Annotated in this window: 21 protein-coding genes; 12 read left to right on the top strand and 9 right to left on the bottom strand. The window is 35.5% G+C overall.

What is annotated here, in order from left to right; translation table 11 throughout:
• The first annotated feature begins 1 nt into the window (after position 1).
• The 6 genes from O99_RS05705 to O99_RS05680 all read left to right on the top strand — a co-directional run bounded on the left by O99_RS05705 (position 2) and on the right by O99_RS05680 (position 4644).
• Positions 2–970: a FliM/FliN family flagellar motor switch protein gene (locus O99_RS05705; RefSeq protein ID WP_035007127.1), complete on the top strand. Its 969-nt coding sequence runs from the start codon at positions 2–4 to the stop codon at positions 968–970.
• Positions 963–1433 carry a BAB2_0123 family type IV secretion system effector gene (locus O99_RS05700; RefSeq protein ID WP_035007126.1) on the top strand — a complete coding sequence of 157 codons (471 nt, stop codon included), beginning with the start codon at positions 963–965 and terminating at the stop codon, positions 1431–1433. The genes O99_RS05705 and O99_RS05700 overlap by 8 nt, the downstream gene beginning before the upstream one ends.
• Before the next feature lie 144 nt (positions 1434–1577).
• A complete protein-coding gene (gene fliN, locus O99_RS06965) occupies positions 1578–1982 on the top strand; it encodes a flagellar motor switch protein FliN (protein ID WP_078674107.1) in 405 nt (134 codons plus the stop codon).
• 28 nt (positions 1983–2010) lie between these two features.
• Positions 2011–3093, top strand: coding sequence for a flagellar motor switch protein FliG (locus O99_RS05690; RefSeq protein WP_035007125.1), 1083 nt, complete (start codon positions 2011–2013; stop codon positions 3091–3093).
• Positions 3094–3111: 18 nt separating this feature from the next.
• Positions 3112–4182 (top strand): flagellar biosynthesis protein FlhB, encoded by a 1071-nt coding sequence (flhB, locus tag O99_RS05685; RefSeq protein ID WP_035007123.1) that lies wholly within the window; start codon positions 3112–3114, stop codon positions 4180–4182.
• Between the two features lie 36 nt (positions 4183–4218).
• Positions 4219–4644, top strand: coding sequence for a hypothetical protein (locus O99_RS05680; protein ID WP_035007121.1), 426 nt, complete (start codon positions 4219–4221; stop codon positions 4642–4644).
• A 666-nt stretch (positions 4645–5310) separates the two neighbouring features.
• Here the strand turns inward: O99_RS05680 and O99_RS05675 are convergent.
• The 8 genes from O99_RS05675 to O99_RS05640 form a co-directional block, all read right to left on the bottom strand.
• Positions 5311–5778, bottom strand: a complete 468-nt coding sequence (locus tag O99_RS05675) for a hypothetical protein (RefSeq protein ID WP_035007120.1) — start codon at positions 5776–5778, stop codon at positions 5311–5313.
• A complete protein-coding gene (locus O99_RS05670) occupies positions 5775–6218 on the bottom strand; it encodes a flagellar protein FlgN (RefSeq protein WP_035007117.1) in 444 nt (147 codons plus the stop codon). The genes O99_RS05675 and O99_RS05670 overlap by 4 nt, the downstream gene beginning before the upstream one ends.
• 48 nt (positions 6219–6266) lie before the next feature.
• Positions 6267–6857, bottom strand: coding sequence for a rod-binding protein (locus O99_RS05665; RefSeq protein WP_035007114.1), 591 nt, complete (start codon positions 6855–6857; stop codon positions 6267–6269).
• 149 nt (positions 6858–7006) lie between these two features.
• Entirely contained in the window at positions 7007–7396 is a 390-nt protein-coding gene (locus tag O99_RS05660; protein WP_035007112.1) for a hypothetical protein, read from the bottom strand.
• A complete protein-coding gene (locus tag O99_RS05655) occupies positions 7396–8181 on the bottom strand; it encodes a flagellar biosynthetic protein FliR (protein ID WP_035007109.1) in 786 nt (261 codons plus the stop codon). The genes O99_RS05660 and O99_RS05655 overlap by 1 nt, the downstream gene beginning before the upstream one ends.
• Before the next feature lie 14 nt (positions 8182–8195).
• Positions 8196–10289, bottom strand: a complete 2094-nt coding sequence (gene flhA / locus O99_RS05650; protein ID WP_051668872.1) for a flagellar biosynthesis protein FlhA — start codon at positions 10287–10289, stop codon at positions 8196–8198.
• A gap of 1058 nt (positions 10290–11347) precedes the next feature.
• The gene (locus O99_RS05645) at positions 11348–12340 is read right to left on the bottom strand and encodes a bifunctional riboflavin kinase/FAD synthetase (protein ID WP_035007106.1); all 993 of its coding nucleotides are present in this window, start codon (positions 12338–12340) and stop codon (positions 11348–11350) included.
• Complete coding sequence (locus O99_RS05640) at positions 12340–13185, bottom strand: TIGR01459 family HAD-type hydrolase (protein WP_035007104.1); 846 nt, start codon at positions 13183–13185, stop codon at positions 12340–12342. The genes O99_RS05645 and O99_RS05640 overlap by 1 nt, the downstream gene beginning before the upstream one ends.
• Before the next feature lie 734 nt (positions 13186–13919).
• Between O99_RS05640 and murJ the strand changes: the two genes are divergently transcribed.
• From murJ to O99_RS05620, 4 genes are all read left to right on the top strand, one after another.
• On the top strand, positions 13920–15482 hold the full coding sequence (gene murJ / locus O99_RS05635; protein ID WP_035007102.1) for a murein biosynthesis integral membrane protein MurJ: 1563 nt from the start codon (positions 13920–13922) through the stop codon (positions 15480–15482).
• Between the two features lie 85 nt (positions 15483–15567).
• Positions 15568–16638: a tryptophan--tRNA ligase gene (gene trpS, locus O99_RS05630; protein ID WP_035007101.1), complete on the top strand. Its 1071-nt coding sequence runs from the start codon at positions 15568–15570 to the stop codon at positions 16636–16638.
• A gap of 46 nt (positions 16639–16684) precedes the next feature.
• Positions 16685–17176 (top strand): universal stress protein, encoded by a 492-nt coding sequence (locus O99_RS05625; RefSeq protein WP_035007098.1) that lies wholly within the window; start codon positions 16685–16687, stop codon positions 17174–17176.
• Between the two features lie 57 nt (positions 17177–17233).
• On the top strand, positions 17234–17806 hold the full coding sequence (locus O99_RS05620; protein WP_035007095.1) for a NifU family protein: 573 nt from the start codon (positions 17234–17236) through the stop codon (positions 17804–17806).
• Between the two features lie 585 nt (positions 17807–18391).
• On the opposite strand, the gene cyoE is transcribed toward O99_RS05620, so the two are convergent.
• Complete coding sequence (gene cyoE / locus O99_RS05615) at positions 18392–19327, bottom strand: heme o synthase (RefSeq protein WP_035007091.1); 936 nt, start codon at positions 19325–19327, stop codon at positions 18392–18394.
• 401 nt (positions 19328–19728) lie between these two features.
• On the opposite strand from cyoE, the gene O99_RS05610 reads away from it, so the two are divergent.
• Positions 19729–20265, top strand: coding sequence for an invasion associated locus B family protein (locus O99_RS05610; protein ID WP_035007088.1), 537 nt, complete (start codon positions 19729–19731; stop codon positions 20263–20265).
• Between the two features lie 95 nt (positions 20266–20360).
• The gene (gene tldD / locus O99_RS05605; RefSeq protein ID WP_035007086.1) at positions 20361–21779 is read left to right on the top strand and encodes a metalloprotease TldD; all 1419 of its coding nucleotides are present in this window, start codon (positions 20361–20363) and stop codon (positions 21777–21779) included.
• Positions 21780–21787: the final 8 nt, after the last annotated feature.

The raw sequence follows: 21787 nt of genomic DNA, 5'->3' as shown, positions 1-21787 counted from the left end.
TATGACTGAACCGATCGAAAAACAAGAAAACGAAGAAAAAGCGCAAGAAGATAAAAAACAAGATGCGCTGACCCAACATATTTTACGTGCAGCTGGCCTATCAAGTGATGACCTCATGTCATTTCAATATGTCTTCCGTGATGCAGCAAGTAATCTGTGTATGCGCTTAAGCAATTATACCTCTTTAAAATTTACGACAGATGTACAATCACTTGACACACTGAAAGCGGATCAGATTACTCAAGCAATTGGAACAGAAGCACTTCTGGTTTATTTCAACTCCGATCGTTGGGGAAATGACGTTATTTTTGTTCTTGATGCAACACTCGTAGAACTAGCAACAGAAGTATTTTTTGGGGCTTCAGAACCCATGGTAACAAATCGCAATGGACGCCCTTTTAGTCCGATAGAAAGCAAAGTCGGTGCAACTTTTGGAAAATTGTTAGCCTATGCGTTAGATGGTGTTTTTGGTATCGGTGATGGATCACTTTTAATCTTCAAACAAACATGTAAAGCACAAGAATTTAATGCGGAAACATTTAACCAATCACAAATGTTTTCCTGCACTCTCGGAGTGAAATGCGGTGAAGTGGAAACCTACGTGAATATTTTAATGCCACGCACTTGCCATCGCCCTATCCAAGAAGCCGTTACACGTGCACTCCGCGCTCCTGCAAAACGAACGGATCCCCTTTGGGCCAAACGTTTAAAACAAGAAGTCAGTCGTTCACGTGTACGCATTGAAGCTTTTATTCAACAGGGGTCAATGACTTTAAATGAATTATCTACCCTCAAAGTAGGGCAGATTTTACCCCTTCCTGCCAATGCTGCGAAACAAATCAGGTTACGCAGTGGCAATAAATCACTTTATAAATGCTCCCTTGGTAAAATTGGGACAAGTTTTTCTATCCGAGTTACAAATCCTATTGATGAAGAAGAGGAAATGATTGATGAGTTGGTTCATGTTTAATTTTATAAGTGCATTTTTGGCTCTCGTCTCATTGAGTGTTTTGATTATTACAATACGCAAACTAGCTGCCACTATCCAAATGGGACGTGAGCTTGCAAAACAAGTTCAAATGGGGACAGCCTGTCTTGATCAAGCCCTTTCAACTCTGCGTGAAGAACATCAAGAATTCCGAGATGAAAATAGAAAAATGGATGCACGGATGATTGAATCCACACGTATTCGACGTGATATTGATCGTTCAATCTCCCATATGGAAAATGTCCGTGATCAATTGAAAAGTGATTTTAATCAGTTCCGTAGTATTTTAGCTACACAAGCTCATGGTCCATCTGCAGCATCTGGTGCAATACATACTCTTCGCCGGCAACCTATCGTTCCTAAAAGCCTTCCTGTCTTTGTGCAACGCAAAGCGCATAAAACACCTCTTAATGACAAAATACAACTTTTAAAAACAAAATTTTAAAACCTTTAAAGGTAGAAAAAATAGTACGGTGACAGAATGACTAATGACATAAAAAACCCCGGAATTCCTAAAGGAATCAATCCTGCAACAGCACCCAACCCCACAACACCAAAAGTTGGAGAAGGTATAGCGCCAAAACCCGGAATGCCAGGAGGTTTTGGTGCTGGAGCACCACGACCAGGAACAGCAACACCTAACCTTAGAACAAATCCAGGCACTCCTTCTTTTGGAGGTGAAGCAGCAGGAAAAACAACTATTGGAGGTACAGGTGCTTCAAATGCGCCCAAAAGCCCAGGTGATACATCCAGTAATACAGAACTCATTATGAGTATTCCTGTTGAAGTTCAAGTCGTACTTGGTTCAACAACTATGCCAGTCGCAACCTTAATGGATTTAGGAAGAGGTGCAGTTATTACACTTGACAAACAAATTGGAGATCCTATTGATATCGTGGTCAATGGCCGTATTATCGCCCGCGGCGAAGTCATTGTTCTAGAGGATGATCCTTCTCGTTTTGGGGTTAGTCTTACCGAAATTATTGATAAATAACTGATTTCAAATCTTATGAAAGATAAATATGACGCAGGCAAAGGAAACAAAAACTACGGAAGAACTTCATACTATATCAGAGAATATACCCTCTGATAAAGAGAGCTCTTCTACAATTATTGATACGCTTTCTGGACAACAAAAGGTTGCAGCTCTGCTTGTTGCTTTAGGGAAACCTGCTGCTGCACGTCTTTTAAAACACTTTACACCAGATGATTTACGCCATCTTAGTGGGCATGCACATACTTTACCCAATATTTCTCTTGCTGATTTTGAAATTTTGGTTCGTCAATTCGAAGATGCTTTTGCAGAAGGCGTTTCATTTTCAGAAGCCGGTGCAAAATTCGATAATTTAATACAAGAAACATTGCCAGAAGACGAAGCTGCGTTAATTTTTGATCCTTCAAAAGCACCAACACTACCTCAAGAAAGTATTTGGGATATCATTAAAAAATTAAACGTTGATACTTTACAAAAACATCTTGCACAAGAACATCCGCAAGTGGTCAGTTATATCATTTCTCGTCTTCCTTCTGAAATAGCAGCAAAAATCTTTATGGCGCAAACAATGTCTACACGAAGTGATCTTACACGCAGAAGATTACACCTACGAACAGTTTCGCCAGAAATGGAAACGCTTCTCGATCAAGCCCTACGACCTGCGCTTCTAAAGAACAATGATGAAGGAGACAAAGCACATCACAGTCAAGTAGCTGTAATTTTAAATGAGCTTGATAAAACAGACATTGATGAAATGTTAGCAAATCTCGACAATCTAAATCCAGAAGATGTAGAAAAAATCAAAGCAAAACTTTTTGTTTTTGAAGATATTCCACGTTTGACAGAAAGAGCACGATTGCTTCTTTTTGATGGAATTGCAGCTGATACTATAATTACAGCTTTGCGTAATGCGGAAGATCTTATGAAAGAACTTATTCTTAATTCTCTTTCACAACGGACACGCCGCATGGTAGAAACAGAGCTTGCTACAGAGAATGACACTATTCAACAAGAAGCGATTATCAATGCACGCCGTAGCATTGCTCAAACAGCTATTCAACTATCAGAACAAGGAACAATCAATCTTTTAGGAGAAGAAGGAACGTCCTAAAGGGCGCACTGAACCAATATGTCAGATGAAAAACCAGATAAAGAAAGTCAAACAGAAGAACCAACCGAATATAAAATTCGTAAAGAAGAGGAAAAAGGAAATCTTCCTTTTTCTCGTGAATTGCCTGTCTTTGCTTCACTTGTAAGCTTTAGTCTTATTTGCGTTTTTATCTCCTTTCCAGCTATTTCAAAACTTACCTATTTTTTGATCCAATGGCTTGAACGTCCAGAATCCTGGCGTATTAATACTGCAGAAGATGTCAAACACTTGATTTATTTACTAGGTGGAAGTGTAGGCTTAGCCTTAGCTCCTATCTTAATTCTTATCCCTTTGCTTAGCATTACCGCATCAGCAGTACAGAATGTACCAAGATTTGTCATAGAGCGTATTCGTCCACAATGGTCGCGTATCTCTCCTGCCAATGGATTTAAGCGAATCTATAGTAAAGCAGGATTAGTTGAATTTTTAAAATCACTCACCAAGCTTATCGCTGTTAGTTTAATTATTTATATAATATTTTTCAAAAGCAACACAATTTTCATTAATGCGCTTTTAACAGATGCATCAGCTTTACCAAAATATATTCATAAAGAATTGATTAACCTGTCCCTCTCTTTTATTACAGCAGTTATTGCTCTTGTAGGTTTAGACATCGCATGGTCCCGTTTTCACTGGCGTCAACAATTACGCATGACGAAACAAGAAATTAAAGAAGAACATAAAAACCTTGAAGGAAACCCTATGGTTAAAGCACGAATGCGTTCTTTATCACGAGACCGTATCCGCCGCCGAATGATCGCAAATGTCCCTACAGCAACTCTTATTGTAACAAACCCTACTCACTTCTCTGTTGCTTTACGCTATAAACCACCGCTTGATTATGCACCAGTTGTAATTGCAAAAGGACTAGATATCCTAGCACTACATATTCGTGAAATTGCCATCGAACATGAGATCCCCATTTTTGAAAATGTCACTTTAGCACGAACGTTGTACAAACAGGTTGAAATCGACCAAACAATTCCAACAGAATTATATGAAAGTGTTGCTGCCTTAATTCGTTTTATCAACAATCAAAAAAATCACTAAAACAATAATGCTTAAATAATGATATAAAGTCATAAAATGAAAAAAGATTATATAACTGAAATTCGTGAAATGGTCCTGGCGAAACAGGTTGCGCAATTTATTCCAGAACTACGATTAATTGACGTAGGTGATTTTATTGCATACATCCATACTGGACGCTTTAATTATCTTTCTGATCTCATTGAGAGTGCAACAGAATTGCGTTTTTATCCTCATACAATGCGCTTTGCCGGAAATGCCAGTTATGAACTGGATTGGAATACCACACCCAATATATCACTTCACATGGAGTTTTCTAATGAAGGGGTCAATGCTTTTTTCCGTATCTTTATGTCTGCTAAAGAATTTGGAGTTGAGCTGGATAATTGTATTTTTGATAATCCTTCTGATGAAGAAACCAATACCAGCACTTTCATGAATGCGCTTAATAATGCACGAATACAAAAACCACTTACGCATTAAGATAAAGCTATATTGATCTAAAAATATTGACTCATAAAGTGAAAAAATTATGCATAAAAAATGTTCTTTTCTTCGCAAATAAGTAGAAGCTTAAAATACTCAGCACTTTAGAAATAAACCTGTATGTAAACTAATAAGGTAAGTTGAAGCGCTTTTGATTCTCTCTGCTTTTTATGATCTAATCTCATATGTCTTTAGAAAAGAAATCTTCACATAACACTTTTATCAATTGTTATTTTTCTTTCAAATCAAATTAATGTAAAAGAATGCAATAAGAACAAAAAATCGAAGAATTCTTAAATTCCTTCGACAATAGGTATGTGGTCAATCTTTTATAGATATAAACTTTATTTACAATGTATTATATCACTACATTAGATAGTAACTGCTAATTTTTATGGTATTTATTATAAGATTTAGAAATAAATATTCATAAACATAATAGAAACAAGAATGCCAAATATACTTGTTATAAGTGCTGGTTTTATTATAAGCTCTCCAATGAGAGTAAACCTTTTTTATGAATCTTATCAATTTTTAGTTTAGAGATATCAAATTTTAAGCTTAGGTGAAGCATTAAGAATGATACACAAACTAATAAAACTAATTAACAAATTTAGAATTTGTTTTTATACTTTATTGCCTTTTAAAAGCTGATAAACACCCTTATCGTTTATTTTTCATTCCACGTATTTGATCAACTGAAAGATAGTTAAACTGTTTGACAAGCAAATCTTTCAGGACAGCTTTTGAAAAGCGTTTATTGACATCATCAATAATCCGTTCTTTGATCATCTCAAATTTTACTTTTTCAATTGCACGCACATCAGAATAACTCCCCCAAAAATATTGAAAAATAGTATCATTAATCAAAACCCCTACAGGAATAGATATCTCTTTTTCAGCTGTTTTATCTACTACATAAGCAAACTGCGCAATGATATACCCCTGTACATCACCATCAACCAAAATCGGAACACTCATGACTTCCGTATTATTAGAACCAATCTCTACAGCAACAGGAGCGGACTTTTCTGACGTGTTAGGATCAACCGCATTGACCCTAAGGCTAAGGACTAAAGCACCCAAAGCCACCAAACAAACCCACAAACCCATTGCAATCATTCTAATCATCTAGAACGCCCAGCATTAACCAAAACTGGATCATAAGTTCCATCTGTTTCTTCAGCACGAACAGCAACCTGCATAATTTGAGATAAATCTCTCACTGCTTCCAAATGAATACGAAGAAGTTCACTATTACGGTTTAATTTTTCTTGTAAATCCGTTAACAAACTCTGTATCTCAATTTCAATATCCTGATCCATATAACGTTTTACATCATTCATTGATTTATTAAGATCACGCAAACCACGCGTTTTACGCAAATTAATTTCTTCATAATCTGGAGCACCGTGATTTTCCAGCATATTGCTTTCATAATCAACAACTTCTGCTAACCCTTTAATGGCAGCATTAAATTTAGTCATCGCCCAATCACGGCCAATGAGATTATTATTAAGAATTTTTGTTTTTAACGCAACATTTTCATCATCATATTGTACTACAGACATTTCCATTCCCCTCTAAAATATTTATTAATTCTCATCTTAACAAGATGTTCATTTCGTTTTTATTTGATCCTCACTCACCAAATCTAGTTCATTTTTGTAAGTAACTTCATCTGCTAATATACGATGATCTTTAGCACCTAATTCTTGATCTGTTTCTAACGTAGATAATGATGTGCCCGTTTCTTTTCTCATGTGATCAGAAACTAACATCTGTGCAATGCCAATTCCACCAGATACTGCAAATTCTTTAGCCAATTGTTCAGCCATCATTGATTTCCAAATTTGTCCTGCTTGTCCTTTTCCAAAAATCGATTGTATATCGGTTGCAAACATACTCTCAACAAAAGTTTGCAACACAAAAGCTTCAAAATTTCTAAAAACTGCAGCTTCTTTACTTTGTACAGATTGCGGCCTGATATGAACCTGTTGAATAAGCCCATCAGAAACTAAATTATCTCGTACTTCTGAAGCCGAAGTAGTCTGTGCCAAATCTGCAAAACTACTCTCCTCTCGTTCAGTCGTCTGTACGCGAGCAAATTTTTGTAAAGAATACAATCTTTCGACAGAAGCACGATATTCAAGCGGATCTGCCGCACGGGCAACATCAAGCACAATATCAGAAGGAGGCTGAATAGCCATAGATTTCCCCTTTTTACCTAACTCTCGCTTTTCTTTGCAATTAAATTTCTATCTTATAAAACTTTTTCTTCCTTTTAATAGCTCTTTATAAAAAGAAAAATCTTCATAATTTATAACTATAGTAATAGATATAAACATCCAAACTTATGTCAAGCTGATGTCTTACCGATTTTATTTATAATATACTCCTCTAGCATATTACTAAATTGTTTCTGTTTTTCTATTGATTGAATTTCTTTATACTTGTCTTCTAATCTTTTCGAACGACTAGAAGCTTCACACACAACTTGCTTTTGTTGTGCAATTTTTCCTTGAAGGTTCTTTTCAAACTTAGCATTATGATGCAAACGTTTTGCTAAAAAAGAAGCATTCCAAAAATTGAAAGCCGAATCTTTTTCCATCAATGAGAAGAGTTCACGCGTCTCTTCCTGACAAGAAAAAAGTTGACCCTTCATATATTCCAATTCAGCTTTATGATGTGCTTCAACAAGACTTTGCACTTTTAAAAGTCTTCCATAACGTTTACTTTTCTGCGCCATTAAGATCCTTTCTTAAGCCAATCACGCAATTCAGAATTAAACAAGTGTAAAAGTTCTGGCATTAAAATATAAAGTAAAAATAAGCCTCCACACATAACAAAAGGTAATGAAATAAAATAAACCGGAATGGTAGGCGTTAATTTATTGAGCAATCCTATCGTAATATTAATCAAAATTGCATAAATAATAAAAGGCGCTGCTATCGACAATGTAGTTAAAAACGCACGCGATAAAGCTTCATGATAGTCTGTCAAAGCAGCTTCTGGATTTGGAATAAAAGCTAGAGGCACAATATCATAAGATGTTAGAAGGCCCTGAATAGTGATAATATGCAAATCGCTTGCAAAAAAGAGTATGACAGCTGCAAAAACTAAGATATTCGCAACATGTGATTCTGGCGTTGACTCAATGATACTATGACCAGGTTGGCCAGAAAATCCTATCGACATCCCAATAATTGAGGCCATAAATTGCAAAGCCCATAAATAAGCGTGAGCAATTACCCCAAAAGTACTCCCAATTAACATCTCAGCAAACAAAGCACGAACAAGCAGTGCAAGATTGGGTTTATCACCGAGAACCTTAAAGGATTCTGTAACCAAAGGAAGAATAGCAAGTGAAAAAGAAATGCCAATAAATAAACGCAAACTCATAGGAATGCGTACACTAGACATTCCTGGCATTAACATTAAACAAGCCCCAACCCGTGCAAAAATTAACAAAGCAATGGTTACCAATTGCTCAATTGAAAAAGATGTTAGGGGAAGAACAGATGTTAATGACATAAACCCCTTACCTTTTAAGAGATGGTTCCCAATGTTTTAACTTCAATTCCACGAGCAATTTCTGCATGGGAAAGTACAGGCAAAGTTGGAAAAAGACGTTCGATAATCATGCGGACATAAGGCCGCGCTTCAGGAGATGTAATAAGTGCAAAACGCGTTGCTTTTTCCATATGTTGTCGAATAAGTGCCGTCGCATCTGTCCCAAACTTTTCAAGTTCAACTGGATTAATATCAAATTCAATAATATCACCCTTTGCATCACGCTTTAACGCCTTATGAAAAACGAGATCCCAATGGCTTCCCATCCGCAAAACATTCAAAATGCCATTTTCAGATAAATCACCACAAATTTGTTGTGACATACGCAACCGTACATGCTCAGCAATCAGTTCACAACGCCGCACATGAGGTGCTATTTCAGCCACTGCTTCGAGAATAAGATTAAGATTACGGATAGAAACACGTTCTGATAATAAAAGTTTTAAAATCGATTGTAAGCCCGAATAGGAAAGATGTGTAGGACAAATCTCTTCCAATAATTTACGATATTCGCTACCCAAACGCTCAAGAAGAATGCGCATATCTTTATAAGAAAATAATTGTGCTAAGTTATTGCGCAAAACCTCACTCAAGTGCGTTAATAATACGGAAAGATTATCAACTGCCATATAGCCTTCACGAATTAATTCAGAACGAAATGTCTCTGAAGTCGAAAAAGCACGCATCCCAAAAGCTGGCTCAGATACATATTCACCTGGAATATTGGGAATAGGCTTATTGCCTGGCATAATAAGAACATCACCAATACGCATTTCATAAGAAGCAATAACCGTACCGTATAATTTGATCCAATAGCTTTTTCCGGGAACTGTATAATCATCGGATATTTGAATTTCAGGAATAACAAAACCATACTCCTGTGCAAACTTACGGCGCATTTTTGCGACACGATTAGCTAATTCAACTTTTTGCGGCAATAAACGTTGAGATAATTGCTTACCCATAGCAATTTCAATTTGTACTATTTCAAGAGATGCTTTTACTGATTGGCTCTCTTCCTGGCGAGCTATCTGATTTTCTTGTTTACGCAAAGCTTCTTGTGCAAGCGCTTCTCTTTTTAAACGACGTGGAATAGAATAACCAATCGAAGCCATCAGAACAGAAAAAAGGAAAAAAGGAAAAAAGGGTAAACCCGGCATCAACCCCAACATTAATAACAGTAGTGAGGATACAAAAAGAGCTTTAGGATATCCTCCAAGCTGCCCCAAAACAGCTTTTTCAGCAGAACCGCGTGTTCCCCCTTTTGAAACCAAAAGACCGGCTGCCAAAGAAACAATCAATGCAGGTATCTGCGTAACAAGACCATCTCCTACAGAAAGCTTAGTAAAAACATCCGCTGCACCAGACAATGACATTCCATGCCGCGTTACGCCAATAACAATACCACCAAAAATATTAACAGCCGTAATAATAAGACCAGCAATAGCATCACCACGCACAAACTTTGACGCACCATCCATTGCCCCGAAAAATGAACTTTCTTCCTCAAGCTCTTGACGACGATGCTGTGCCTCTTTTTCATCAATAAGACCCGATGAAAGATCAGCATCAATAGCCATTTGCTTTCCTGGAATAGCATCCAGTGTAAAACGTGCTCCCACTTCAGCAATACGCGTCGCACCTTTAGTTATCACCAAAAAATTGACGATAATTAAAATAGCAAAAACAACAAGACCAATAACAAAATCCCCACCCATAACAAATTGTGAAAAACCTTGAATCACATACCCTGCAGCTTTATAGCCTTCATCACCATGGGTTAAAATTACACGGGTGGTTGCAATATTAAGCGATAAACGCAATAAAGTTGCAATCAACAAAACTGTTGGAAAGGCTGAAAAATCAAGGGGCCTTTGGATCCATAATGAAACCATCAAAATCAAAACAGAAAATGCAATAGAAAAAGAAAGCCCTAAATCCAAAACAAAAGCAGGAACTGGTAAAAAGAGAACCATAAGAATAATAATAATTCCTGCCGCAAACGCAATATCTCGACCAGAAAACTTATCCTGGGGAATGATATTGACCGTTGAACTATGCTGCTGCACGCTTTTCTCCTTATATAATCACAACTGGGTACCTTTTATAAAAAGCTTTCTTTAACTTATTTTCAAAGCATATCCAGTTCATTTTCCTTTGAGTTATCTTTGCTCTCTAATCCATTATCTCATTGTATAAAATAAATAATAAAGCTTGCGTGAAAATTGTGCTGTACCATGCAATCTCTCTGTATCAAAACAAATGCATAAATATAAAATATATCAAACCATAATAAATAAAGGATTATTTTAAGCTTGCTGAGCAGGTCATATCAACATATATTACATCATGTAACATTATGTGAATCATGAATAATACAAGTCGAAAAGGAGAATTTAGTGATTGATATTATTAAGACTACTATGCTCTATTCAACGCTAATTGTTGGTATTAACATTGCTATTGTAATTGCCTTAATTATGGGAGCATAATAAATAGCTATAGACTCTTTTGATATTTTCCTTGTTTTTATACTCCATTTTTAAAGAGCTTTAATAACAAGATAAGTATCTAGTGTACTGAAAAAGCTGATAGCAAATTGGAAATTATTTTGTATCAATGTATAGATTGGAGTTGAAAATATTCAGGCATAAATGAAAGTAATTTCTTAAAGCATAGTTTGCAATTAAGTCTATATAAAAAGTTTTTTTACTTCATTCTGTTTTTTAATCAGCAACTCATAACCCCAAAGTAAAGATCATTATACTCCTATCACTCTATAACACAGAACAAAGAAACATTAAGGCAAGCAGTTATTTTGAAAATTATGTTTTTTCTTCCTTAAACAAATTACCACAAGAATAAGAATGCATATGATGTATTGTGATTATTAAACATATTTTAACTTTTTTATTAACTAAAAAGAAAGAAGCTCTAAACATTGTACAATATATCTTATACAAATAGGGAAGAAACACACAATGATTAACTCAGATCTTAAAATATTTGTTTCACCCACCTATAAACGGAAACTCCATATTGTCCATGATATTTTGGAATATAGCCTTGTGCTCATAGTGAGTTTAAGCGCTGTTTTTTCTGCTTTCTTTTCCTTTTTAAATCATTTTTAAGGTATATTTTTGAAAGTTAATGCTTCATCTAACAATGAAAGTGGTTGTTTTGTCCTCAAAACTGCTTGTGCTTCTTTTTCATCGTGTTGCATTTGTGCCACCAAAGCTTCCAACCCATAAAATTTTTCTTGTCTTCGTAAAAACTGCAAAAAAGAAACCGTACAATTTTCACCATAAAGATCACCATCAAAATCAAATAAATAAGTTTCTAGTACTGGTACTCCATTACTAACAACAGTTGGCCGACATCCAAAACTTGCAATACCATCATATAAAGTACCATTAGCACGACGGAATCTGACCGCATAAACACCGTGTGCTAAACCCGTCTGAGGAAGCAAAAGCTGATTGGCTGTAGGAAACCCTAATCGCCGCCCAAGTTTTTCACCTTGTATAACATTTGAGCGCACCCGATAGTGATAACCTAGCAAATGAGCTGCTTGTGATACTTGTCCTTTTAATAAGAGCTTCCTAATAAAACTTGAAGAAATCGTTTGTTGTTCTGCAGTACATAAACAAGGAATTTGCACCACTTCAAAACCATATTCTTCACCTCTTTGACAAAGAAAACGAATATTTCCACTCTTTTGACAACCAAAACGAAAATTTTCTCCTGTTACCACAGCAGAAACATCAAAAGTTTTTTTTAAAATTACAGTGATGAATTCATCGGATGAAAGAGCAGAAAATTGTGCATCAAAAGGTTGCTCTATTACTCCATGAAAACCAAGAATTTTAAAAATTTCAGCTTTTTCAGCAGCTTGCGTTAAACGATCAACAGAAGTTGAACCTTGAAAAAAACTTTTTGGATGCGGTTCAAATGTTAAAACAAGGGCCGGTCTCTTTTTTTCACGTGATAAATCAAGAGCTTTTTGTAAAACTACTTGATGACCAAGATGAACACCATCAAAATTACCAATCGCGAGCACCGCACCACGCCATGCTAAAGGAAGAAGATTACATTCCTGTAGACGCAAAAAATCAAACATTACTGAAGCATCCACATCATTGCGTGTGGCTGGTAACCATAACGATCGAAAAAGGCATGCAAAGCTTCTTTATTCACAATACCATTGTGACTATAATCATGATGATGAATGCCCCCCATAATATAAAGGGAATCAAGACCAAAACGAATCGCTCCTTTAACATCGGTTAAAAGCCCATCACCAATAGCCAAAACTCGGTTTTTATCCACTATTCCACGAATTTTCTGTAATTTTTTAAAAGCACACTCATAAATTGGAGCATGAGGCTTTCCAGCAATACGCACTTCACCTCCTAATTGTTGGTACAAACGCGCTAAAGCACCAGCGCACCAAATTTCTTGATCTCCACAATGAACAATAATATCAGGATTCGCACAAATAAAAGGTAAATTCCTTTCTCGCAAACGACGAAACATCTCTTCATAAGCTTCTGGTATCGCCTCTAAATCTTCAAGAAAACCACTACAAATAATTGCAGAAGCTTCTCCTTCTTCAACCAATTCGCAAGATAATCCTTCTAATAAAACCAAATCACGTTGTGGACCAATGAAAAAAACTTTACGTGGCACAGAGCAAATAAGATCACGTGTTACATCACCTGAAGTGACGATTTCATCATAACACTCTGTATCCACTTGCATCATTTGTAATTGGACCACCACATCTTCTTTTGGTCGAGGAGAATTTGTCAATAAAACAACACTTTTCCCCATTTGTCGAATTTTTTGCAATGCTTGCACTGCCGATTCAAAAACCTGCACACCATTGTGTACAACACCCCAAACGTCACAAAAAACAGCATCATATTGCCTTATGAGAGGATCGATATGTGTGAGTTCTTTCATAAATACACCTGTTGATGTGTTCGATTTTTTTAGGCTATCTCTTATGTTTGTATATCAATATGCCAATTCTTTTATTTTAAATATATTGATCTCTCTATATTTTAAAAATTACAAACAGTATCATAAGCCTAAAGAAGAGGATTTTCAAACTCTCTCTTATAAAACTCTATACAATGTTCCTTTTTCTTGAAAAGATTTCTATTCATTTTTGGAATTCTTCTATGTCCTTTGTGCAAGACGACCAGAAATTGTTTTGAATATTAAAAAAATCAAAGAACAAGTTAACTCCCTAATATAGTAAAATAAGTCATTTATATAAGATAAATTTATCTTATAATAAGAAATATTTTTATTTAAAATATTATAAAAATTTTTATAATATGTTTTATAGAATAAAATGTAAAATGGTATGATTTTATATAGAATTTTACTTCATCTATTCTTTCATCTCTTTTAAATGAAGAGCTTATAAGAGGTAATTTCTTCATAAAAAAGTACTAAATTAACAAATAAATAAAATTCCTTTTATAAAATTATACAATTCTCTCTATAAAAATAGTTAGTTGCTTTCTATCCATGAGAAAAAAGCCATAGAAATGTCATCAATGATGCAGATATGCTCTTATTGACAGAAAAACAAATATCATCATAAAATACTCTATAATATATTTACCATATTTTATTATTGAGAATAACTATTATATTCTCCCTTATTACAAACCCGATATATCCTCATGAACCTGATTAAAAAATTTATAACAGTAGCTTCTGGAACTCTCACAAGCCGTTGTTTTGGCTTTGTCCGTGAAATGCTCATGGCAGCAGCTCTTGGAACAGGTCCTGTATCTGATGCGTTTAACGCTGCCTTTCGCTTTCCTAATACCTTCCGTCGTTTTTTTGCTGAAGGAGCCTTTCAAACAGCGTTTGTTCCTCTTTTTTCTAAAAAAATCACAGAAAATGGATCAGAAAACGCATGCAAATTCGCAGAAGAAGTGTTTGGTGTTTTATTTTCATTACTCTTACTTCTCACTATTGTTATGGAATTGAGTATGCCTTTTTTGGTTCGCACACTGATTGCACCAGGCTTTGCAGAAGATGCTACAAAATTTAACGCTACAATCCGTTTTACTGCTATCATGTTCCCCTATTTAGCATGTATGTCTTTAGCAGCAATGATGGGAGGAATGTTGAATGCACTCCAACATTATTTTGTTGCAGCTATTGCCCCTGTTTTTCTAAATATTATCTTGATATGCGTACTCACCTATGCTTGGATCTATCAACTTGATACTTGGCATATTGGATTAAATCTGTCCTGGGGGGTAACAGTATCAGGTCTCGTACAATTAGCTCTTATAACAATAGCCTTACGGAAAAGCGGAATGAAGCTTTCCCTCCGCCTACCTCATTTTAGCCCCAATGTCCGTCAACTGTTAATTTTAGCCTTCCCTGCTGCTATCACAGGAGGAATTACACAAATTAATCTATTGATCAATACTAATATCGCTTCTAGCCAATCAGGTGCGGTTTCTTCTCTTGTTTATGCTGATCGTCTCTATCAATTGCCCCTTGGAGTAGTCGGTATCGCTATTGCTACGGTTCTTCTCCCCGAATTAACAAAAGCGCTACGCAACAAAAAACACACAGATTCTGATGAATTACAAAATCGCGCAATTGAGTTCTCTTTATTTTTAACTTTCCCTGCATCGGTTGCTTTTCTGCTTATCTCTAATCCCATTATCAGCCTTCTCTTTGAACGAGGTCAATTTACCAGTGCCTCAACAAATAATGTTGCTCAATTGGTTCAGCTTTATGGAATTGGTCTTCCAGCTTTTGTACTCATAAAAGTTTTTATTCCTAATTTTTTTGCTCGCGAAGATACAAAAACACCCATGATTTTTGCAGGCATTTGTGTTTTTATCAATATCAGCCTAGCCTTAACATTATTCTCATGTTTGTCAGCACGAGGTATTGTCATTGCTGAAATTACTGCCGGCTGGGTTAACATCTTATTGCTGTGTGGCACTCTCCTTAAACGAGGCTATTGGAAATACGATGCACAACTAATAAAGCGAATAGCATCTCTCATAATCGCCTCTTTCTTCATGGCTCTCACTTTGTATTACTCCATCAGCTTCTTTTCCGCGCCTTTATCACCACAAGCATCATTTTTCTTGCGTGCAAGCTCCTTAGCAGGATTACTTATTATCGCAACATCAGTTTATTTTATTATTTGTCTTTTATTTGGAACAAATTATTTGTCATTCTTACGTAAAAATGTGAAACAGCACCTCTAATATTTCTATTATTTTCAGAAATATATTTTATCACAATATATTTAGCATATAATATAATATCATAAGAAAGAGAAAGGCCTTTTCTATGGATACCTTTACACCTCTTGTTTTTTCTGGTGTACAACCGAGTGGTCATCTGCATCTTGGCAATTATCTTGGAGCCATCAAACAGTGGGTAGATCTGCAAACATCCTATAAGTGTCTCTATTGTATTGTCGATATGCATGCCCTGACCATTAATCCAGATCCACTTAGTTTGGCAGAGTCTACTTATATGATGACAGCGGCCTTTTTAGCTGCCGGCATAGATCCTCAAAAACAAATTATTTTCAACCAATCACGTGTTTTTCAACATGCGGAATTGGCGTGGATCTTTAATTGTATTGCACGTATCGGCTGGCTCCAACGCATGACACAGTTCAAAGATAAAGCAGGAAAAAACCGTGAACAAACATCCCTTGGACTTTTTGCCTATCCAAGTTTAATGGCTGCTGATATTTTAATCTACCACGCAACACATGTGCCAGTGGGAGAGGATCAAACACAACATATTGAATTAACACGCGATATTGCACAAAAATTCAACAGTATTTATGCTGATCGTATTGCAAATTTAAATTTTGGTATTTCTATGCCAAATGGTGAAAAAAATGAACAAAATTTTTTTCCAATGCCAGAGGCTATTATTAACAAAACAGCCATGCGTATTATGTCTTTACGTGACGGCACAAAAAAAATGTCAAAATCAGATCCTTCCGACTTTTCACGAATTAATTTGATCGATGATACTGATCTTATCGTACAAAAAATACGCAAAGCAAAAACCGACTCCACTTCTCTTCCTGATACGCTAAATGATTTACAAGAACGTCCAGAAGTTAATAATTTATTGGGCATCTATGCTTCTTTTGCTGAAATCAGCAAAGAAAAAGCACTATTAGAGTTTTCAGGAAAACAATTTTCACTTTTTAAATCAGCTTTAGCTGACCTCATCGTCCATAAGCTAGCACCAATAACACAAGAATTGCGCCGTCTATATCAAGAAAAAACCTATATTAATTCTGTCCTGTTTGATGGTGCACAACGTGCAAGTCTTTTAGCAGAAAAAAATATGAAAAAAGTTCGTGAAATTGTCGGTTTTGTACACAATATATAAAAGAAAATAGCTAAACTTTAACCTTTAAAATTAGAAATAAAATGACATGCTCTCTAAGCGAAAAAGTCAAGAAATAAATCATAAACGAAAAATTTTGGTGATCATTGATGAAACACCTGAATGTCGGCGTGCTGTGATTTTTGCTGCACAACATGCTAAAAACACGAACGGTACCTTAATTTTGCTCTCTATTATTGACAACTCAAGATTTCAGCCTTTCCTGGGTGTCGACAAAGTTATGCGGATGGAATCAGCAGCACACGCCTGTGTAATCCTAGAAAAAATAGCTGATGATGTGCGCACTACTCAAGCTCTTGAAGCAGAAACAATTATGCGTGAAGGAGAAAAAATTAATGAAATTTTTAAACTAATTAATGAAGATCAGGATATCGCCCTCATTGTTTTAGCTGCAAGTTGTCATACAGAACGACCAGGACCGCTTATCCAATCCATTGCTTATCGGGGAAGTACTTTTCCTGTCCCCGTTACTATTATTCCAAGTGATCTCCCTGAGGAAGAAATTAAAGTTGTTGCCTAGAAACAATACTTCTATATGAATTCTCTTCTGCAACTGTAAGTAATGAAAGAGTAATATATGTTTATTCAAACTGAAAGCACACCGAACCCTACGACACTTAAATTTTTACCAGGTCGTATTGTCCTTCCTCAAGGAACCCTGGAGTTTCACAATCGCGAAGAAGCTGCTAAAAATTCTCCTCTTGCGGCAAAATTATTCAATATTCCAAATATAAAAAGCGTTTTTCTGGGATATGATTTTATTACTATAACTAAAAATGATGGAGAGTGGCAACATCTTAAACCAGCGATTTTAGGTACAATTATGGAATATTTTCTCTCCAATGATCCTGTTATCACTACAGAAGCCAATCTGCCTAATAAAGAATTTTTTGATGAAAAAGATACTGATATTGTTGTTGTCATCAAAGAATTGCTTGAAACGCGTGTACGTCCAGCTGTAGCCAATGATGGGGGTGATATCACCTTCTGCGGCTTTGAAAACGGGATTGTTTACCTCAACATGAGAGGTGCTTGTGCTGGATGCCCTTCTTCAACAGCAACCCTTAAACATGGTATTGAAAATCTTTTACGGCATTTTATTCCAGAGGTATTAGGTGTTGAAGCTATGCCGCAAAATACTGTACTGTAAAAGAATATTCACTAAAAAATTTGGAACTAAATAGCAAATTTATAATATGATTTAATGTATCCTAAATCACAAACATTGCACTTTATAAAAAAGATTGTAAAAAATATTTCATAAATGCAAACAATGAAAATCGCTGATATTTTTTAAAAAATTGGAAATTAAAAAAGATGAACGGCTCATAAGATACATCTATTTTTAAAGTATAATATTGCTTTGCTCATTTAACTGTCTATAATTTTTAAGCTTTATATACAAAGAACGAGTTATCATGTGATCTTACAACTTTGATTTTGGTATTTTGGGCCTTTTCAACAGTAGGAAAACATTGTTCATAGCTAAACAGATAACAATCTAAAAGTATTATCTGAGTTCCATTAATACTGATTTTAAAACGCACTTTTTCTGCAGATCATCAAGGATAAGAGTTATTAATATTTCTGAACTTTTCAGAGGATGTAAACTAAATATCTACCTATTAATAAGATCTCTTATCTTCAGATAACTTTAGATCTCTCAAAAGAAATGCTGCACCTACGATATATAATTATTATATTAATGTATAACTTTTTGATAAATTAAAAAACACTAAAAAATGATAAATTGCTTAAGAAAGGATTCAACTAAAAGGGTCCCAAATATAGCAGATAAATAAAATAGCGAAAAGAAAAATACTTTTTTTGCCATAACAACTGTTTCATCATATCCTTTAGCTGTCCATAAACGATAAGAAAGATAGATAAAAATAGTGCTTAAAATTGTTGAAAAAATACCATAGATAATACCTGAAAAACCTATAATATAAGGTCCAATAGCGCATATTGCCATAATAATCGTATAAATCAAAATCTGGTTTTTCGTCGATTGCTCTCCTCGCATATTAGGCATCATAGGAATACCCGCTACATCATAATCAAAAGATGAGAAGAGAGAAAGAGACCAAAAATGTGGCGGAGTCCACATAAAAATGATTAAAAATAAGAGGAAACTCTCAAAACTTACTGTACCTGTTGCAGCTGCCCACCCAATCATTGGCGGAAAAGCTCCAGCTGCACCACCAATCACAATATTTTGAGATGTTATAGGCTTTAACCAAATTGTGTAAATAACAACATAGAAGAAAATTGTAAAAGTAAGAAAAAACGCCGTAAACCAATTAATGAAAATTCCCATAATCAAAACTGAGAATATAGAAAGAGCTAAACCAAAAATAAATGCTTGCCTACGGCTGATTTTACCAGTCGGAATAGGACGCTTTTGGGTACGTTTCATCATCGCATCAATATCAGATTCATACCACATATTAAGCGTTCCCGCACCACCACCACCTAAAGCTATACACAAAATAGCTAAAAAAGCATGCAGCGGACTCATAGCACCAGGTGATAATATTAACCCAACCAGAGCTGTAAATATAACAAGCGACATAACTCGCGGCTTCATCAATGTAATATAATTATAAATCTTAGCTACTATCGAGCTTAATTTACCATTTTTAACCAATAATTCTCTTGAAACAGACATTCCGTCAAAGAACCTTTTTCATCTATATTACCCACAAACAAACATTGTCTAAAATATAGGAAGAACCAATTAGTGTTACAGTTTTTTAAAGAATGTACAATACTCTTAATTTGACACATACCTAATGTAGATTAGAAATAACTGTAATAAGAGCATACTTTTTAATTGTATTAAAGAAATGTACCACAAAACACTCTACCAAATATCATATATCAAACACTAAAAGACTATGTTTTCATCAAATACTAACCATTTTAAATTTCCATTTTTGTTGTATATCTTACGAACTCATATCTTCGAAAAAACCTGACTTTATAATTATTTTATCAAAAAAATCAAAATTTTACTTTTCATGAAAAGCTATACACAATAATATGATAGCGATTCGGGTAGGGCTTTTTATGACACTTTATCAATTTCTCAAAAAAAACTTTTTTAGCATTCTTATTTACGCATTTTGCAATGTCTTCGCCAATCACGTTATTGCACAAACACCCAATACGCAAAGTGTTCCTGCTCCACAAACTTATGGTGCATGGACAAAAATTTGTTCTTTGCCACCAGGCACGCCTAACGTACAATGTGAAATTGTCCAAGAGGTTCGTACACAAGAGCGTCGCGATATTACCTTTCGTGTAGCATTTCAAAAATTGCCTCAAAACCAAGGGGTTTTGATGCGTGTTTTTGTTCCGATCCGAGTTGAATTGCAGTCTGGAATTAGAATTAAAATTGATAATGAAAATATAGGAAGAATGGAATATCGTCGTTGTTTAGGTAATAATTGTGTTGCTGAAGCGCTTCTTAAAGAAAATGCAATACAACACTTTTTAGAAGGTAAAGTAGCAACCTATATTATCTTTACAACTCCTGAACAAGGAATCGGAGCTCTAATTGATCTTAATGGTCTTAAAGAAGCCTATGCGACTTTGTCATCATAAATACTCCCCCTATAAATAAAATAGTTTTTGCTTTTAGCTCCACAAATAAAACAAAATGGACAAATTTTGAGTACCAAAAAAATAGGATAATCACTATGAAATCGCTGATTGACCATTTTGATATTTCTTCACAAAAAGTACAATCACTTGTACAAGAAGCTCTTCATAAGGCTGATGATGGTGAACTTTATCTTGAATATACAGAAAGTGAAGTTCTTCTATTTGATAATGGACAACTTAAAAATGGTTCATTTCACCAAGATATAGGATTTGGTTTACGCGTGGTTGCCGGAGAAACCACTGGATATGCTCACTCTGATGAACTATCAGCAGCTGCACTTAAACGTGCGAGTGAAACAGCTAAAACTGCAACCTATAATAATCATGCGGGACCTTATAGTGCAGCTCCTAAACCGACAAGCAAAAGTCTTTATCAATCCCAAAGTCCTCTTGTTTCTCCATCATTTGAAGAAAAAAGTGCACTTTTGCAAAAAATTGATGCATATTTACGTGAAAAAAATGACAAATTGCATCAAGTAACTGTTGCTCTTTCTGGTTCATTACAGCATATTGAAATTTTACGAGCTGATGGACATCTTGTTCGTGACATTCGTCCTCTCGTACGGCTCTCTATATCCGTAGTTGCTGCCGATGGTAATCGACGCGAAAATGGTTCCTATGGCTGTGGTGGACGACAAATGTTTGACCAATTCATTTGTGAAGAGAACTGGAAAAAAGCTGCTGATGAAGCTTTACGAATAGCCTTAATCAACCTAGAAGCAGAAGAAGCACCAGCTGGAACATTTGATGTTGTATTAGCCAATGGATGGCCTGGTGTTATGCTTCATGAAGCTGTTGGACATGGTCTGGAAGGAGACTTCAATCGTAAAAAAACATCTGCTTTTTCTGGACTTTTAGGCCAACAGGTTGCTGCGCAAGGTGTTACCATTGTTGATGATGGTACAATCCCTGGATGCCGTGGTTCACTCACAGTTGATGATGAAGGAACGCCATCAAATCATAATGTTTTGATTGAAGATGGAAAACTCGTTAATTATATGCAAGATAGACTAAATGCTCGACTGATGGGAATGAAACCAACTGGAAATGGACGCCGTGCATCCTATGCACATGCACCAATACCGCGAATGACCAATACAATAATGTTGAGTGGAGATAAAACACCTGAAGAAATTTTATCCTCATTAAAAAACGGTATCTATGCTGTTTCTTTTGGTGGCGGACAAGTCGATATTACATCTGGAAAATTTGTATTTGAATGTACCGAAGCTTATCGAGTAGAAAATGGGAAAATCATAGCTCCAATCAGAGGTGCAACCCTTATTGGTAATGGACCAGATGCTATGAAACGCATTACAATGATTGGTAATGATAGCAAACTTGATAATGGCATAGGAATGTGCGGCAAAGCAGGACAAAGCGTTCCTGTTGGTGTGGGACAACCTCATTTGCGAATTAATAATATGACAATTGGTGGAACAGCAGTTTCATAGAATGAATT

The organism is Bartonella rochalimae ATCC BAA-1498 (assembly GCF_000706645.1).
GTDB classification, from domain to species: Bacteria; Pseudomonadota; Alphaproteobacteria; order Rhizobiales; family Rhizobiaceae; genus Bartonella; species Bartonella rochalimae.
This window is presented reverse-complemented; position numbering and strand designations above follow the sequence as displayed.